Here is a 16,211-nt window from a genome sequence, read left to right on the forward strand (position 1 = left end):
GGTGTAAGACGCATGGGCTATAACACCCGGCCGCCACGGCCAAAACGGTGAAGGGAAATGGCGAAAACGACGCGTAGTTCGACCGCCGCCAAGGCGCAGAAAGGGAAGACTGCGGGAAAGGCGAAAGAAGCCAGGACGACCAAGCCCAAGGTCGCCGCAGCCCGGGCCGGCAAGAGCGCTGCCACCGCCAAGAAGGCCGCGCCCGCCCGCAAGCCGGCCGCCAAAGCGGCGTCGGCGAAGAAGCCCGTTGCGCGCAAGCCGGTCGCCGGCAAGGCCGCCGCGAAGCCGTCGGCCAAGCCGGCCAGCAAGGCCGTGGCAAAGAAGGCTCCGGCCAAAAAGGCGCCTGCCGCCAAGACACCTGCCAAGAGCGCCGCGCGCAAGCCGGCTCCGGCGGTGAAGAAGGCCACGCCTGCCGCCAAGGCCAAGCCGGCACCGAAGGTCGCGGCCAGGAAGCCGGTCAAGCCCCAGCCGAAGGCCGCGCCGAAGAAGATGGCGAAGCCGGCAGCCAAGGTGGCCCCGAAGAAAGCGGCACCTGCCAAGCCGGTGGCAACGCCTGCGAAGAAGGCAGTCGCGAAACCGGCTGCGCCGCAGCCGTACAAGATCGTGAGCAAGCCCGCCGCAAAACCGGGCAAGCCATCATCGGCGCGACCGGCGACACCGGCGGTCGCGACCAGGCAAACATCTCCATCACCCGCCGTTGCGCCCATGAAGGGCAAAGTGGCGAGTGCCGTCGCCATGGTGACCCCACGCGTGGCCACGGCCACCGCCCGCCATACCCCACCCAAGAAACAGAAGACCCCGCAGTCCTCAATGAATAATTCCGCTACAACTCTCGACAATGGCGTGACCCGCGAGGATGGCCGTTACGCCCTGCCTTCCACCATCAACATCGACCTGCCCAAGGGTTACCGTCCCTCGAACGACGAGGAGTACATGAGCCCCAAGCACCTCGCCTACTTCCGCAACAAGTTGCGGGACTGGCGCGACCAGCTGGTCGAGGAATCGCGCCAGACGATGGAAAACCTGCGCGACGAAGTGCGCGACGTCGGTGACGAGGCCGAGCGTGCCACCCGCGAAACGGAAAACTCGCTCGAGCTGCGCACCCGCGACCGCTATCGCAAGCTGATCTCCAAGATCGACAAGGCCCTGCGCCGGATCGAGGAAGGTCGTTACGGCTATTGCGAGGAGACCGACGAGGAAATCGGCCTGGAGCGCCTGGACGCCCGCCCGATCGCCACGCTGTCGCTCGACGCGCAGGAGCGTCGCGAGCATCTGCAGAAGCAGATGGGCGACTGACGTCATCGATCCGATCGAGACGAAGCCCCGCGCAATGCGGGGCTTCGAGTTTCAGGCAGGCAGCATTCCCTTGTAGGAGCGCATCTGCGCGACAGCCACGCATCCTGTCGCGCAGGTGCGCCTTCCAGGAAGTTCAGGCCTGCGCTTGCGCCGCGTAACCCTTGAGCTTGGCCAGCATCGCCGTCAGGCCATTGGAACGCGTCGGAGAGAGATGCTTGGCCAGGCCGATCGACTGAACGAACTCGGGCTCGGTCGCGAGGATCTCTGCGGCCGGCCGATCCGAGTACACGCGCAGCACCAGTGCGATCAGACCGGACACGATGGCCGAATCGCTGGTTGCGGTGAAATGCATTTTCTCCGAGTCGCCATCGGGGACCAGCCACACCATCGACTGGCAGCCGTGCACCCGGTGCTCCTCGGTCTTGCACTCCTCCGGGAAGGGCGGCAGCTGTTTGCCCAGGTCGATCAGATACTGGTAGCGCTCGGACCAGTCGCTGAAGAAGGCGAATTCCTCGGCAATGTCGAGCTGCGCCTGCGCGGCGCTGGGGGTAGTGGTGTTCATGCGGACATTATCGCGCAGCGCGACGCGACGGGCAGGGTCGCGTGCAGGAGTCCGCTTGAGCGCGATGCCTTGTTCCGGATGGACGCAAAAAAAGCATCGCCGCGCAGCCGGACTCGTGAGGAGAGCCGCTAGCTTTTTGAAATGCTCCAACGCGTGCCCTGCGCGCCGTCCTCGATCACCACGCCCATGGCGGTCAGTTCGTCGCGGATGGCGTCGGCTCGGGCAAAGTCGCGCGCCGCGCGGGCAGTGCGGCGATCTTCGAGCAGGGCTTCGATACGGGACGCATCGACCGCCTCGTCCCCGCGCCTGAACCAGGCCTCCGGGTCCTCCTGCAGCAGGCCGAGCAGGGCGCCGCCACCCAGCAGCGCGGCCTTGGCCCCGGCACTCGCGGACTGGCGTGCGGCATCGGCAAGCAACGCCAACTCGGCGAGCGCCTGCGGGGTGTTGAGGTCGTCGCAAAGGGCTGCCTCCACCCGCGCGGGGACGGGCAACTCGCCCGCCACCGGCACGTGCGCCAGGTCGCGCAGCACGCGGTACCAGCCATCCAGCGTGCTTACCGCCTGCGCCAGCGCGGCATCTGACCAGTCCAGGGGCTGCCGGTAGTGACCGCGCAGCAGCAGCAGGCGCAATGCCTCTGGCGGATGACGCTTGAGCAGCTCGTGCACCAGCAGCACGTTGCCCAGCGACTTGGACATCTTGCGCCCGTCGAAAGTAAGCATGCCGTTGTGCAGCCACCAGCGCGAGAACACTTCGCCACCGTGCGCGCAGGTGGATTGGGCGATCTCGTTCTCGTGGTGCGGGAACGTGAGATCCACGCCGCCGGCATGGATGTCGATCGTCGTGCCCAGGTGCGCCGCGCTCATGGCCGAGCACTCGATGTGCCAGCCCGGGCGGCCGCGGCTCCAGGGGCTGTCCCAGCCGGGAAGCTCGGGAGTGGAGGGCTTCCACAGCACGAAATCCGCGGGATTCTTCTTGTATGGCGCCACTTCCACGCGTGCGCCGGCAATCAACTCGTCGGTGTCGCGGCCGGAGAGCTGCCCGTAGGCCGCATAGGTGCCGACGTCGAACAGCACGTGGCCGTCGGCTGCGTAGGCATGGCCGCCGGCGATCAAGGCTTCGATCATCGCGATGATCTCGCCGATGTGCGCTGTCGCATGGGGTTCGAGGTCCGGCGGAGCGATGCCCAGCGCCGCCATGTCCTCGCGGTAGGCGGCGGTGAAGCGGTCGGTGATCGTGCCGATGGGCGTGCCCTGGGCCAGCGCCGCGGCGTTGATCTTGTCGTCCACGTCGGTGATGTTGCGGGCGTAGACCACGCGCGGGTAGTGCCGCCGCAGCAGCCGCACCAGCACGTCGAACACCACCGGCCCGCGCGCGTTGCCGATGTGCACGTAGTTGTAAACCGTCGGTCCGCACAGATACATCGTCACGCGCTGCGGATCGAGCGGCACGAAGGGATCGGTGCGGCGGGTTAGGCTGTTGTAGAGCGTGATCGGCATCGGAGGTGTCGGGGGCGCGGCCAAGCCGCGCATCTTAGCAGGCAGCTTTCAGCTTCCTCGCGCTCCGGGGGGCTAGGGGCGAAGGGCGGGCTAGCCGGGAACCCGGGGGCTCAGGAAACCGACAGATCCTGAACGGACCCGGTGCGGCCGGTCATCCGCCGAGTGCTCTAAGCGTTGATTCAGCGTGAATTTGTTGCAATGACAATCGCGCAGAAGCGCATTACGGACCATGCTGGAGGTCCCATGACCAAGATGTTTCTCCCCGTTCTCGCGCTCGTTCTCGCCACTGGCGCCGTTCAAGCGCAGGACGGGCGGTATGCCGAAGGCGACGACGCAAACACCCACTACGGCTGGGCCGACGTATTGCGCGTCGATCCGGTGTACGGCGTCGCCCGTAGCGAAGTGCCGCGGCAGGAGTGTTATGACGAGCCCGTGGTGCGTCGCGAAGGCGGCGGCAACACCACCGCGGGCACCGTGCTTGGCGCGGTGATCGGCGGCGTGCTCGGCAACACCGTCGGCAAGGGCGACGGCCGCAAGGCGGCCACGGTCGCCGGCGCGGTGGCCGGTGGCGCCGTTGGCCACGGCGTGGCCGGCCGCGGCGAGCGCGAGTACGACGACACGGTGACCCGCTGTCGCCAGGTCAGCTCGGTCAGCGAGCAGCGCCGCCTGATGGGTTACGACGTCGAATACCGCTACCACGGCGACGTCTACGTCTCGCGACTGAACTACGATCCGGGCGAGCGGCTGCGGGTGCGCGTGAGCGTCGCCCCGGCCGAATAACAGGCCCTGCGCCACGAAGCCGCCGCCTCCGGGCGGCGGTTTTCGTTTTGGCCGTCCGTTTGTATGGACGTCCAAAAAAAGTTGTTGCGCCGCCACACGAATGCCGGCATGATGCCGGCTCCCCTGTCCGGAACCACCATGTCCGCAGCCGTCTACACCGCTACCGTGCTTACCAGCGCCCGTATGGCCGCTGGCATGACCTCGCGTGCGCGCCGACCGCTGGTCCGACATCCGGCCGGGTAGGCTGTCGCTGCACGCGCAACTGGCGCAACGACGAACAAACCCGGCCACCGCGCCGGGTTTTTTGTTTTCAGGAAGCCCGCCGCGGTCGCCCCCGACCCGAGTTGCTTGTGCGCAGGTCCATCTGCGCAGAAGCAAAAAGCGGCCATCCATGGCCGCTCTCTTCACAAGAGGCACCCGCCGATGGCCCTTCGACATTTCCTCACGACCCAGGACTACAGCCGCGCCGAGATCGACGCCCTGCTGGAGCAGGCTGCCGCTTTCAAGCGATCGCCGCGTGGCCAGCAGCTGGCCGGCAAGTCCATCGCGCTCCTGTTCTTCAATCCCTCGATGCGCACGCGCACCAGCTTCGAGCTGGGCGCGTTCCATCTCGGCGGCCACGCGATCGTGCTTGCGCCGGGCAAGGACGCCTGGCCGATCGAGTTCGAGGTGGGCACCGTGATGGACGGCGAGGCGGAGGAACACATCGCCGAAGTCGCGCGCGTGCTCAGCCGTTACGTCGACCTGATCGCCGTGCGCGCCTTCCCGAAGTTCCAGGATTGGTCGGTGGACCGCGAGGACCGCGTCATCAAGGCGTTCGCCCGCTATGCCACCGTGCCGGTGATCAACATGGAAACGATCACCCACCCCTGCCAGGAACTGGCGCATGCGCTGGCGCTGAAAGAACACCTGGGTGACCTGCAGAACCGCAAGTACGTGCTGACCTGGACCTATCACCCCAAGCCGCTCAACACCGCCGTGGCGAACTCGGCGCTGCTGATCGCGACCAAGCTCGGCATGGACGTGACCCTGCTGTGCCCCACGCCCGAGTACGTGCTCGACGAGCGCTACATGGAGGCCGGTCGCCAGAACGCCGCGCAGAACGGCGGCTCGCTGAAGGTCAGCCACGACATCGAAGAAGCCTATCGCGGCGCCCACGTGGTCTACGCCAAGAGCTGGGGCGCGCTGCCGTACTTCGGCCGCTGGGAGCAGGAAAAACCGATCCGCGAGGCACACCGGCACTTCATGGTGGACGAGGCCAAGATGGCATTGACCGACAACGGCCTGTTCAGCCATTGCCTGCCGCTTCGCCGCAACGTCAAGGCGACCGATGGGGTGATGGATGCGCCCTACTGCATCGCCATCGACGAAGCCGAAAACCGCCTGCACGTGCAGAAGGCCGTAATGGCCTCGCTGCTTGCTTCCTGACCGCCCGATCCGAACGAGACAACCCATGAGCCAGCAAGACATCGTCCTCGCCTTTTCCGGCGGCCTCGACACCAGCTTCTGCGTGCCCTACCTCAAGGAACAGGGCTTCAACGTGCATACCGTGTTCGCCGACACCGGCGGCGTGGATGACGAGGAGCGCGCCTTCATCGAACACCGCGCCAGGGAACTGGGCGTGGCCAGCCATCTCACCGTCGACGGCGGCCCCGCGATCTGGAACGGCTTCGTCAAGCCGTTCGTGTGGGCAGGCGAGGGCTACCAGGGCCAGTACCCGCTGCTGGTCTCCGACCGCTACCTGATCGTGGAAGCCGCCCTCGCGCGGTGCGCCGAGCTGGGCACCAACGCGATCGCGCACGGCTGCACCGGCATGGGTAACGACCAGGTGCGCTTCGACCTGGCGGTGAAGGCGCTGGGCGACTACCGCATCGTGGCGCCGATCCGCGAGATCCAGAAGCAGCACACCCAGACCCGCGCCTACGAACAGAAGTACCTGGAGGAGCGCGGCTTCGGCGTGCGCGCCAAGCAGCAGGCCTACACCATCAACGAGAACCTGCTGGGCGTGACCATGTCAGGCGGCGAGATCGACAAATGGCAGACGCCGGGCGAGGGCGCGCGTGGGTGGTGCAAGCCGCGCGCCGAGTGGCCGTCCGAACCGCTTGCGGTAAAGGTGGGTTTCGAGCGCGGCGAAGCAGTGAGCCTGGACGGCGAACGCCTGCCGGGGCACCGGCTTCTGGCAAAGCTCAACGCGTTGTTCGCGCGTTACGGCGTCGGCCGTGGCATGTATACCGGCGACACGACCATCGGCCTGAAGGGCCGCATCGTGTTCGAGGCGCCCGGCCTGTTCGCGCTGCTGGCAGCCCATCGCGCGCTGGAGGAGGCCGTGCTCTCAAAACAGCAGAACCGGTTCAAGCCCGAAGTGGCGCGCAAGTGGGTGGAAGTCGTGTACGAGGGCTTTTTCCACGATCCGTTGAAGACCGACCTGGAAGCCTTCCTGGCTTCCAGCCAGACCACCGTCAATGGCGTCGTGACGCTGCAGACCCATGGCGGCACGGTCGAGGCGGTAGCGGTGGAATCGCCGCACATCCTCAACGCCAAGGGTGCCACCTACGCGCAGTCGGCCGACTGGGGCGTGGAGGAGGCGGAAGGCTTCATCAAGCTGTTCGGCATGAGTTCGACGCTGTGGGCGGAAGTGAACCGGAGCGCCAAGGTATGAGGATCACGCTCATCTCTCTCCGCCCTCCCGCAGGGATACGAACTTTGCCTCCGTGGGGCGTGTGATGGGCGGCTTGATGGATGCCACGCTGGAGCACCTGCGCGCGCTGGTCACCTTCGACACGCGCAATCCGCCGCGGGCCATCGGAACGGGCGGGATGTTCGATTACCTGCGCGCGCAGCTGCCCGGCTTCGACGTGACGGTGACCGATCACGGTGCCGGCGCCGTGACCTTGCATGCCGTGCGCGGCCAGCCGCGGCTGCTGTTCAACGTGCATCTGGACACGGTGCCCGACTCGCCCGCGTGGAGCGCCGACCCGCACGTGCTGCGTGTCGAGGACGACCGTGCCATCGGCCTGGGCGCCTGCGACATCAAGGGCGCCGCGGCCGCGCTGCTGGCGGTGGCGCAGGCCACCGACGGCCCGCTGGCGTTGCTGTTCTCCACCGACGAGGAAGCCAATGACGCGCGCTGCATCGCCGGCTTCCTGCACGCCTTTGCCCCGGTCGCGGAGGGAACTCCCTACGAAGCCGTGATCGTGGCCGAGCCCACCCAGGGCGAGGCGGTGCTGGCACACCGGGGTATCCAGTCCGTGCTGATGCGCTTCGCCGGCCACGCGGGGCACGCCTCGGGCGAGCAGAAACCTGCCGACAGCGCCTTGCACCAGGCCATGCGCTGGGGCGCGGCGGCGCTGGACTTCGTGGCCGCGCAATCGCATGAGCGCTTCGGCGGCCTGACCGGCCTGCGCTTCAACATCGGTCGCGTGGAAGGCGGCATCAAGGCGAACGTGATCGCCCCGGCCGCCGAGGTGCGTTTCGGCTTCCGGTCGTTGCCGACCATGGATCCGGACGCGCTGCTCGATCGTTTCCGCCACCTCGGGCAAGTGCCGCCGGTGCACTTCGAGGAAACCTTCCGCGGCAGCTCGCTGCCGGCCGGCGATACCGCCAGCGCCGAGGCAAGGCGACTGGTGGCGCGCGACCTGGCGGACGAGCTGGAGATCCCGGTCGGCAACGCGGTGGATTTCTGGACCGAAGCGGCGCTGTTCTCCGCAGCCGGCTATACCGCCTTCGTCTACGGCCCGGGCGACATCGCCCAGGCGCACAGCGCGGACGAATGGGTCGCGCTCGACCAACTGCGGCAATACGCAGACAACCTCTACCGGATCGTGAGCCGTGGAAACGCATAAGCACACGCGCAAGACCATCGTACGCCTGCTCGAGAGCATGGGCAGCGCGAAGGAAATCCAGCAGTACCTGAAGCGCTTCTCGCAGATGGATGCCAAGCGTTTCGCCGTGGTCAAGGTCGGCGGCGCCGTGTTGCGCGACGACCTGCCGGCGCTGGCCTCGTCGCTGACCTTCCTGCAGCAGGTGGGCCTCACGCCTATCGTGCTGCACGGCGCCGGCCCGCAGCTGGACCAGGAACTGGCCGCCGCCGGCATCACCAAGCAGACCGTGGGCGGCCTGCGCGTGACCACGCCGCAGGCGATGGGCGTGGTGCGACGCGTGTTCCAGCAGCAGAACCTGCGGCTGGTCGACGCGCTGCATGCGATGGACACGCGCGCCGTGTCGGTGGCCTCGGGCGTCTTCATGTCCGACTACCTGGACCGCGAGGCGCTGGGCATGGTCGGCAGGACCACCGGCGTCGAACTCGCGCCGATCGAGGGGGCGTTGCGCGCCAACGCGATCCCGGTGATCGCCAGCCTGGGCGAGACGGCCGAGGGCCAGCTTCTCAACATCAATGCGGACATCGCCGCCAACGAGCTGGTGCGCGTGCTGCAGCCCTACAAGATCGTGTTCCTCACCGGCACCGGCGGGCTGCTCGACGCGCAGGGGCAGGTGATCGACTCGATCAACCTCTCCACCGAGTACGACCACCTGATGGCACAGCCGTGGATCGACGGCGGCATGCGGCTCAAGCTCGAACAGATCGCCGACCTGCTGGCCGACCTGCCGCTCACCTCGTCGGTGTCGATCACGCGGCCGGCGGAGCTGGCCAAGGAGCTGTTCACCCACAAGGGCTCGGGCACGCTGGTGCGCCGCGGCGAGAAGGTGCTGACCTTCGATTCGTGGGAGGGTGTGGACCAGGCACGCCTGCGTAAGTTGATCGAATCGAGCTTCGGTCGCGCGCTGGTGCCCGACTACTTCGAGCGCACCCGGCCCTGGCGCGTCTACGTCAGCGAGAACTACCGCGCGGCGATGATCCTGACCCGGGAAGAGGGCATGGCCTACCTCGACAAGTTCGCGGTGCTGGACGAGGCGCAGGGCGAGGGCCTGGGGCGCGCCGTCTGGCTCGTCATGCGCGAGGCCAACCCGCGTCTGTTCTGGCGCTCCCGCCATGGCAACAACGTCAATCCGTTCTACGACGCCGAATGCGACGGCTCGCTCAAGCAGCCGCGCTGGAAGGTGTACTGGTACGGCATCGACGATTTCCGCCTGATCGAGCGCTGCGTGGCGCATTGCGCGCAGCGGCAGCCGACGCTGGTCGATCCGGCCCCCTTGAAGGACAACGCAGCATGAGGCCGGCCGGGATGGAACGGAAAACCGTAGGTATCGTCGGTGCGCGCGGCCACACCGGCGCGGAGCTGATCCGCCTGATCGCCCGCCATCCCGCGCTGGAGCTGGCCTACGTCTCCTCGCGCGAGCTGGACGGCCAGCGCGTGGACGCCCACGTGCCCGAGTACGCCGGCGAGCTGCGCTACAGCGCCCCCGCGCACGAGGACCTGTCCGCGCTGGGCGCCGACGTGGTGATCCTGGCCCTGCCCAATGGCAAGGCGGGCGCCTGCGTGGAAGCCTTCGACAAGGCGGGCGCGGATCCGCTGATCGTGGACCTCTCGGCCGACTTCCGCTTCGACGAACGCTGGTACTACGGCCTGCCGGAACTGACGCGCGACCGCTGGCGCGGCCAGCGACGCATCAGCAACCCCGGCTGCTACGCCACCGCGATCCAGCTGGCGGTCGCCCCGCTGAAGGACTTGCTGGCCGCGCCGCCGGTGTGCTTCGGCGTGTCGGGCTACTCGGGCGCGGGCACCACGCCCTCGGACAAGAATGACCCCGAGAAGCTGCGCGACAACCTGATGCCGTACTCGCTCACCGGCCACATGCACGAGCGCGAGACCTCGGCCCACCTTGGCGTGCCGGTGGAGTTCATGCCGCACGTCGCGCCGCACTTCCGCGGCCTGACCGTCACCTGCAATCTCTACCTCGCCCGCGCGATGAAGCGCGAGGACGTGATGGCGCGTTTCCGCCACGCCTACGGGGACGAGCCGCTGGTGCGCGTGCTGGATGAGGCGCCGTGGGTCAGCCGCATCGCCGGCAGGCACCACGCGGAGATCGGCGGCTTTGCGATGGGCCCGGATGGACGCCGCGTGGTCGTCGTCGCCACGCTCGACAACCTGCTCAAGGGCGCCGCCACCCAGGCCATGCAGAACATCAACCGCGCGCTGGGGCAGGGCGAACTGACGGGCATCCCGGTGGCGCAGGCGGAACGACCGTAGGGCGGACCCGCGTCGCCTTCGTCCTTTTGCCCGCTGCCGAGAAACCACCATGCGCCTGACCCGCTACCTGCTACCCACCCTCAAGGAAAATCCCGCCGAGGCGCAGATCGCCTCGCACCGGCTGATGCTTCGCGCCGGCCTGATCCGGCAGGAGGCAGCCGGCATCTACGCCTGGCTGCCTCTGGGCCTGCGCGTGCTGAAAAACATCGAGCGCATCGTGCGCGAGGAAATGGACCGCGCCGGCGCGGTCGAACTGCTGATGCCCACGCTGCAACTGGCCGACCTGTGGCGCGAGAGTGGCCGCTACGACGCGTACGGCCCGGAGATGCTGCGCATCCGCGATCGCCACGAACGCGAGCTGCTTTACGGGCCGACCAACGAGGAAATGATCACGGAGATCTTCCGCAGCTACGTCAGCTCCTGGCGCAGCCTGCCGCTCAACCTCTACCAGTTCCAGTGGAAGTTCCGCGACGAGCAACGGCCGCGCTTCGGCGTGATGCGCGGGCGGGAGTTCCTCATGAAGGACGCCTATTCGTTCGACCTGGACGAAGCCGCCGCACGCCGTTCCTACCAGCGCATGTTCGTGGCCTATCTGCGCATGTTCGACCGGATAGGCGTCAAGGCGATACCCATGCGTGCGGAAACCGGCCCGATCGGCGGCGACCTCTCGCACGAGTTCCTGGTGCTGGCGCAGACCGGCGAATCGGCCGTGTTCTGCGATCGCGCCGTGCTGGATCTGCCCGTGCCTGGCGCGGACGTGGACTACGACGGCGACCTGACATCGCTGGTCGGCGCATGGACGGCGCCGTACGCCGCCACCGAGGACGTGCACGACGCCGGGCGTTTCGAGCGCGAGGTGCCGGCGGAACGGCAGGTGCTCGCACGCGGCATCGAGGTCGGCCAGATCTTCTACTTCGGCACCAAATACTCGGTGCCGATGAAGGCCATGGTGCGCGGAACCGACGGCATCGAACGGCCGATCCACGGCGGCTGCTACGGCGTGGGCGTGTCACGGCTGCTGGGTGCGATCATCGAGGCCAGCCATGACGACCAGGGCATCGTCTGGCCGGACGGTGTCGCGCCGTTCCAGGTGGGACTGTTGCATCTGAAGCACGGCGACGCCCGCGTCGACGCAGCATGCGCATCGCTCTACGCCGGCCTGCAGTCCGCCGGACTGAGCGTGTTGCTCGACGACACCGACGAACGGCCCGGCGCGAAGTTCGCCCGCATGGACCTGATCGGCTTGCCCTGGCAAGTGCTCGTCGGACCGCGCGGACTGGACAGCGGCACAGTGGAACTCAAGCACCGGGGGAGCGGCGAGCGGCGCGAACTGGCGCCCGACTCCGCGATCGCCTTCCTTCGCCAATCCCTTTCACCCTTGCATCCGGACGACCAGTCATGAGCGATCTCCTGTGGCAGAAAGCCGGCGTCGAGACCGACGCCAGGATCATGCGGTTCCTCGCCGGCAACGACGTGCTGCTGGACCGGGAGTTCTTCCTGCACGACGTCACCGCCAGCAAGGCGCATGTCGAAGGCCTCGCCCGCATCGGCGTAGTCAGTGGGCAGGAAGCTACGGCGCTCGCGCACGAGCTCGACGCGCTGGCCGGGGATTTCCGCTCGGGCGCCTTCGTCCTGGACGAGCGTTACGAGGACGGCCATTCGGCGATCGAGGCGCGGCTTACCGAGCGGCTGGGCGATGCCGGCCGGCGCGTGCACACCGGGCGCAGCCGCAACGACCAGATCCTGGTCGCCACGCGATTGTGGTTGAAGGAAAAGCTCGACGCGCTCGCCAGGCACTGCCGCGCGATCGCGGGCGTGTGCCTGGCGCGCGCCGCGCAACCGGCGCTGCCGCTGCCGGGCTACACGCACCTTCAGCGCGCCGTGGTGTCTTCCACCGCCATGTGGTTCGCCGGCTTCGCCGAAGCCTTCATCGACAACACGCATCGCGCCCGCCAGACACTCGCCTGGATCGACGCCAACCCGCTGGGTACGGCCGCCGGCTACGGCGTGAACCTGCCGCTCGATCGCGAACACACCACCGCGGCGCTGGGCTTCTCGCGCATGCAGGTATCGCCGATCTACGCGCAGCTTTCGCGCGGCAAATTCGAGCTGGCCGCGCTCGAAGCGATGGCCAGCGCGCTGCTGGACTTGCGCCGCCTGGCCTGGGACCTGTCGCTGTTCACGACCGCCGAATTCGGCTTCGTCAGCCTGCCGCCGGAGTACACCACCGGCAGCTCGATCATGCCCAACAAGCGCAACCCGGACGTCGTCGAACTGCTGCGTGCCAGCTACGCCACCGTGGCAGCGGCGCGTTGCGAGATCGAGCAGCTGCTGTCGCTGCCGACCGGGTACCAGCGCGACCTGCAGTTTTCCAAGGGCTCGATCTTCCACGGCATGACCCACGGGCTGGCCGCGGTGGAACTGGTGCCCGACCTGATCGAGCGTATGCGCTGGAACGAGCCGGCCATGCGCGCGGCGATCGAACCGGCGATGTATGCCACCGATGTGGCCATCGAGCAGGCAGCGGCCGGCGTACCGTTCCGTGACGCCTATCGTGCCGCGGCCGCCGCCGCCGCGGCCGCGGGCGAGGGGCGCACGCCGGAGCGCAGCCTTGCCGAACGCGTGTCGCCCGGTGGCGGTGGGGACGTGGGGCTGGAAATACTGGCCGCACGCCTGGCGGCACTGCCGGACTGAACAACCGTTCAGTCCGTTTGAGGGGCGGTTCACGGCGTCCGGCCGATACTTCGCGCCATGCCTCCGATCCTGCCAGCGACATCTCGCAAGGCCCGGCGTGCGGCCCGTCGGCGCAGGGGCTATTGCCATGAGCGGGGGTGAAAGTCGGCGGGGCATGCCACGCGAGCTGCTCGCGGCAGAGCAGGCGGCGGTCCTGGGACAGCTGGCCGAAGGCGTGATCCTGGTCGACACCACGGGCCAGATCACCTATGTCAACGAAGCCGCGGCACGGTTGCATGGAGTTGCCCGGCTCGACGTAGGCCCGGACGACTACGCCGGCGCCTACCGGTTGCTGACCGAGGATGGACGGCCCTATCCGTCGCGTGAGCTGCCGCTGTCGCGGGCGGTGCTCGATGGTGAAATCGTCACCGGCGCCTGCTGGCGCATCCGGCGTCCGGACGGTTCCGAGATCATCGCGCAGGGCTCCGCGCGCCCGATCCACGATGTCGATGGCAGGCCGCTCGGCGCGGTCCTCACCATGCACGACGACACGGTGCGCGTGCAGACCGAGCGGGCATTGCGTGACGAAAGCCAGGCGCTGGAGACACTCAATCGCGTGGGTGCGACGGTGGCCAGCGAACTGGAACTGGAGCGCATCGTGCAGACGGTCACCGATGCCGGCGTCGCGCTGATCGGCGCCAGCATGGGCGCGTTCTTCTACAACACCACCAACGAGGCGGGCGAGAGCATGATGCTCTACACCCTCTCCGGCGTGGACCGGCACGTGTTCGATCGGTACCCGATGCCGCGGGCCAGCTTCCTGTTCCGTCCCACGCTGTCGGGCGAGAGCGTCGTCCGCTGCGACGATGTCCTGCTCGATCCGCGTTACGGCAAGGGTCCGCCCTACCATGGCCTGCCACCCGGGCATCCGCCGGTGCGCAGCTATCTGGCCGTGCCGGTGGTCTCCCGCTCGGGCCGCGTGTCGGGCGGGTTGTTTTTCGGCCATCCCGAGCCGGGGCGTTTTTCCGCGCGGCACGAACGCCTTATGGCCGGCATCGCCGCGCACGCGGCGATCGCGATCGACAATGCGAACCTGTACGCCGTGGCGCAAGGCGAGATCGACGAGCGCCGTGCCGCCGAGGAACGGCTGCGCGAGATCAACGAAACGCTCGAGCAACGGGTCGAGGCCCGCACCCGCGAACGCGACCGCGCATGGAAGCATTCGCGCGACCTGCAGGCGGTGGTCGATGAGCGCGGCTACTTCCTGCAGGTCAGCGACGCCTGGCACACGATGCTCGGCTGGCGGGCGACGGAGGTGGTCGGGCATCGCGCCTACGAGTTCATCCACCCCGACGATCGCGAGGTCGGCGAGCGTCCCTTCTTTTCGAGCTTGATCAAGGGGCCGGCGTTCGAGAACCGCATGCGGCACAAGGATGGCAGTTACCGCTGCATTTCCTGGCTCGCCAGCCAGGACGAAGGCACGATCTACGCCAGCGGACGCGACGTCACCGAACAGAAGGAACAGGCGAGCGCACTGGCACAGGCCGAGGCGACGTTGCGGCAAAGCCAGAAGATGGAGGCGGTCGGCCACCTTACCGGCGGCATCGCGCACGACTTCAACAACATGCTTGCCGTAGTGATCGGCTCCCTCGACCTGCTGCAACACCGGTTGGCCGACGACGCCCCCGAGCAACGGTACGCCGGGAACGCCATGGAGGCAGCCAGCCGCGCCGCCACGCTGACCCAGCGCCTGCTCGCGTTCGCCCGCCAGCAGCCGCTCGAGCCACGGCCGGTGGACGCCAATGTGCTGGTGGAGGGCATGTCCGAGCTGCTTCGCCACGCGATCGGGCCGGACATCCGCCTGGAAGTGCTGACGGGCGCCGGTTTGTGGCCGACGCTGGTCGATGCGAACCAGCTTGAGAACGTCATCCTCAATCTCGCCGTGAATGCCCGTGACGCCATGCCCGGCGGCGGCCGCCTGACCATCGAAACAGCCAACGCCAGCCTCGATCGGCGCTACGTTGCCGGGCATCCGGACATGGAAGCGGGTGACTATGTGTCGATCACGGTCAGCGACAGTGGCACCGGCATGCCGCCGGAGGTGGCCGCGCGCGCCTTCGATCCGTTCTTCACCACCAAGCAGGCGGGGCAGGGCACCGGCCTGGGCCTCAGCCAGGTCTATGGATTCGTCAAGCAATCGGGTGGACACGTCGCGATCTATTCGGAGCCCGGTCGCGGCACCGGCGTCAAGGTCTATCTGCCGCGGCTGATCGGCGAGGCGGACGGACAGAAGGCATCCACGGCTGCGGCCGCGTTGCCGACCGGACAACAGGAACTGATCCTGCTTGTGGACGATGAGCCGGCGGTGCGCAAGGTCACCGCCGAGGCCCTGCGGGAGCTGGGCTACCGTGTGCTGGAGGCGGACGGCGCGCAGGCTGCGCTCGACGAACTCGCCACGCACGCGGACGTTGCGCTGCTGCTGACCGACGTGGTCATGCCAGAGATCGACGGACGCCGGCTGGCGGAGGAAGCCCGCCTTCGCCGGCCGGGCCTGAAAGTGCTGTTCACCACCGGCTACTCGGCCGCTGCGGCGCAACGCAACGGCGCGACGGATCCGCAGTCTCCGCTGCTCGGCAAGCCCTATACGCTCACCGAACTCGGACGCAAATTGCGGCAGGTGCTGCGAGACGGCTGACGTAAAGCCGCGTCAACCGTGGAGGTGGCCCTGGTGGCCGAGGTCGCGCGGCTGCTCGCTCCACATCCCGCGGGCGAAATCCAGCGCACGCTCCACGAAGTTGCCCGACGACTCCCAGTACATCGCATCGCGCACGCGCACGCGAAGGACCGCGAGGTTGGGATCGTCCTTGCCGGAGAAAAACACCTTCTGCGCCGGCGACCACAGCTCCTCGATCAAGGCCTGGTCGCGGTCGATGCGCGCCCGGCCGCGCACGGAGACATAGCATTTGTCGTCCTGGTTGGCGTAGGAGAGATTGACGTCCAGGTCGTCGGTGAGCTGGTCGACCTTGGCACTGTCGGCCGCGGTGAAGAACACCAGTTCGCCGTCGGCGGTGAGCTTGAGCGTCTGCAGCGGGCGGCTGACCAGGGAGCCGTCCGGGGCCAGCGTGGTGAGCATCGCCACCTCGATGTCGTCGATCAGTTCACCGAGCTTGTTGAGGTCGGTATCGTCGTGCGGTGCGTCGTTTTTCATGGCGGTCTCCGGGCGGCGGAAGGTCCAACCCTCGCCGATCCGCGATC

General features: G+C 67.8%; 13 protein-coding genes. 10 read left to right on the plus strand and 3 right to left on the minus strand.

Annotation, left to right across the window (positions count from 1 at the left end):
• Positions 1-57 precede the first annotated feature (57 nt).
• On the plus strand, positions 58-1,296 hold the full coding sequence (gene dksA / locus ACFWZ1_RS06190; RefSeq protein WP_439665781.1) for an RNA polymerase-binding protein DksA: 1,239 nt from the start codon (positions 58-60) through the stop codon (positions 1,294-1,296).
• 133 nt (positions 1,297-1,429) lie between these two features.
• Here dksA and ACFWZ1_RS06195 read toward each other — a convergent pair whose 3' ends face one another.
• Together ACFWZ1_RS06195 and cysS are read right to left on the minus strand one after the other, a co-directional pair.
• Entirely contained in the window at positions 1,430-1,858 is a 429-nt protein-coding gene (locus tag ACFWZ1_RS06195) for a SufE family protein (RefSeq protein ID WP_439665782.1), read from the minus strand.
• Between the two features lie 128 nt (positions 1,859-1,986).
• Positions 1,987-3,354, minus strand: coding sequence for a cysteine--tRNA ligase (cysS, locus tag ACFWZ1_RS06200; protein WP_439665783.1), 1,368 nt, complete (start codon positions 3,352-3,354; stop codon positions 1,987-1,989).
• 243 nt (positions 3,355-3,597) lie between these two features.
• Here cysS and ACFWZ1_RS06205 point away from each other — a divergent pair, with 243 nt between their 5' ends.
• The 9 genes from ACFWZ1_RS06205 (at position 3,598) to ACFWZ1_RS06245 (ending at position 15,651) form a co-directional block, all read left to right on the plus strand.
• Positions 3,598-4,134 carry a glycine zipper 2TM domain-containing protein gene (locus ACFWZ1_RS06205; protein WP_231324697.1) on the plus strand — a complete coding sequence of 179 codons (537 nt, stop codon included), beginning with the start codon at positions 3,598-3,600 and terminating at the stop codon, positions 4,132-4,134.
• A gap of 423 nt (positions 4,135-4,557) precedes the next feature.
• Positions 4,558-5,562 carry an N-acetylornithine carbamoyltransferase gene (locus ACFWZ1_RS06210; RefSeq protein WP_231324699.1) on the plus strand — a complete coding sequence of 335 codons (1,005 nt, stop codon included), beginning with the start codon at positions 4,558-4,560 and terminating at the stop codon, positions 5,560-5,562.
• A gap of 25 nt (positions 5,563-5,587) precedes the next feature.
• Entirely contained in the window at positions 5,588-6,793 is a 1,206-nt protein-coding gene (locus ACFWZ1_RS06215) for an argininosuccinate synthase (protein ID WP_439665784.1), read from the plus strand.
• 64 nt (positions 6,794-6,857) lie between these two features.
• Complete coding sequence (locus ACFWZ1_RS06220) at positions 6,858-7,976, plus strand: acetylornithine deacetylase (RefSeq protein WP_439665785.1); 1,119 nt, start codon at positions 6,858-6,860, stop codon at positions 7,974-7,976.
• 37 nt (positions 7,977-8,013) lie between these two features.
• The gene (locus ACFWZ1_RS06225; protein WP_231325925.1) at positions 8,014-9,306 is read left to right on the plus strand and encodes an acetylglutamate kinase; all 1,293 of its coding nucleotides are present in this window, start codon (positions 8,014-8,016) and stop codon (positions 9,304-9,306) included.
• A gap of 11 nt (positions 9,307-9,317) precedes the next feature.
• The gene (gene argC / locus ACFWZ1_RS06230; RefSeq protein WP_439665786.1) at positions 9,318-10,283 is read left to right on the plus strand and encodes an N-acetyl-gamma-glutamyl-phosphate reductase; all 966 of its coding nucleotides are present in this window, start codon (positions 9,318-9,320) and stop codon (positions 10,281-10,283) included.
• Positions 10,284-10,332: 49 nt separating this feature from the next.
• Positions 10,333-11,685: a proline--tRNA ligase gene (gene proS, locus ACFWZ1_RS06235; RefSeq protein WP_439665787.1), complete on the plus strand. Its 1,353-nt coding sequence runs from the start codon at positions 10,333-10,335 to the stop codon at positions 11,683-11,685.
• Complete coding sequence (gene argH, locus ACFWZ1_RS06240; RefSeq protein ID WP_439665788.1) at positions 11,682-12,977, plus strand: argininosuccinate lyase; 1,296 nt, start codon at positions 11,682-11,684, stop codon at positions 12,975-12,977. The genes proS and argH overlap by 4 nt, the downstream gene beginning before the upstream one ends.
• Positions 12,978-13,131: 154 nt before the next feature.
• Positions 13,132-15,651 carry a PAS domain S-box protein gene (locus ACFWZ1_RS06245; RefSeq protein WP_439665789.1) on the plus strand — a complete coding sequence of 840 codons (2,520 nt, stop codon included), beginning with the start codon at positions 13,132-13,134 and terminating at the stop codon, positions 15,649-15,651.
• Positions 15,652-15,663: 12 nt separating this feature from the next.
• Here the strand turns inward: ACFWZ1_RS06245 and ACFWZ1_RS06250 are convergent, their stop codons facing one another.
• Positions 15,664-16,164, minus strand: a complete 501-nt coding sequence (locus tag ACFWZ1_RS06250; RefSeq protein ID WP_439665790.1) for a pyridoxamine 5'-phosphate oxidase family protein — start codon at positions 16,162-16,164, stop codon at positions 15,664-15,666.
• Between the last annotated feature and the right edge of the window lie 47 nt (positions 16,165-16,211).

It is taken from the genome of Frateuria sp. GZRe14 (assembly GCF_051900395.1).
Taxonomy (GTDB): domain Bacteria; phylum Pseudomonadota; class Gammaproteobacteria; order Xanthomonadales; family Rhodanobacteraceae; genus Frateuria_A; species Frateuria_A edaphi.

Excerpts from the sequence above, each read along its gene's own strand:
- dksA (WP_439665781.1), top strand. The coding sequence starts at position 58 with ATGGCGAAAACGACGCGTAGTTCGACCGCCGCCAAGGCGCAGAAAGGG.
- ACFWZ1_RS06195 (WP_439665782.1), bottom strand. The coding sequence starts at position 1,858 with ATGAACACCACTACCCCCAGCGCCGCGCAGGCGCAGCTCGACATTGCC.
- cysS (WP_439665783.1), bottom strand. The coding sequence starts at position 3,354 with ATGCCGATCACGCTCTACAACAGCCTAACCCGCCGCACCGATCCCTTC.
- ACFWZ1_RS06205 (WP_231324697.1), top strand. The coding sequence starts at position 3,598 with ATGACCAAGATGTTTCTCCCCGTTCTCGCGCTCGTTCTCGCCACTGGC.
- ACFWZ1_RS06210 (WP_231324699.1), top strand. The coding sequence starts at position 4,558 with ATGGCCCTTCGACATTTCCTCACGACCCAGGACTACAGCCGCGCCGAG.
- ACFWZ1_RS06215 (WP_439665784.1), top strand. The coding sequence starts at position 5,588 with ATGAGCCAGCAAGACATCGTCCTCGCCTTTTCCGGCGGCCTCGACACC.
- ACFWZ1_RS06220 (WP_439665785.1), top strand. The coding sequence starts at position 6,858 with ATGGGCGGCTTGATGGATGCCACGCTGGAGCACCTGCGCGCGCTGGTC.
- ACFWZ1_RS06225 (WP_231325925.1), top strand. The coding sequence starts at position 8,014 with ATGGGCAGCGCGAAGGAAATCCAGCAGTACCTGAAGCGCTTCTCGCAG.
- argC (WP_439665786.1), top strand. The coding sequence starts at position 9,318 with ATGGAACGGAAAACCGTAGGTATCGTCGGTGCGCGCGGCCACACCGGC.
- proS (WP_439665787.1), top strand. The coding sequence starts at position 10,333 with ATGCGCCTGACCCGCTACCTGCTACCCACCCTCAAGGAAAATCCCGCC.
- argH (WP_439665788.1), top strand. The coding sequence starts at position 11,682 with ATGAGCGATCTCCTGTGGCAGAAAGCCGGCGTCGAGACCGACGCCAGG.
- ACFWZ1_RS06245 (WP_439665789.1), top strand. The coding sequence starts at position 13,132 with ATGCCACGCGAGCTGCTCGCGGCAGAGCAGGCGGCGGTCCTGGGACAG.
- ACFWZ1_RS06250 (WP_439665790.1), bottom strand. The coding sequence starts at position 16,164 with ATGAAAAACGACGCACCGCACGACGATACCGACCTCAACAAGCTCGGT.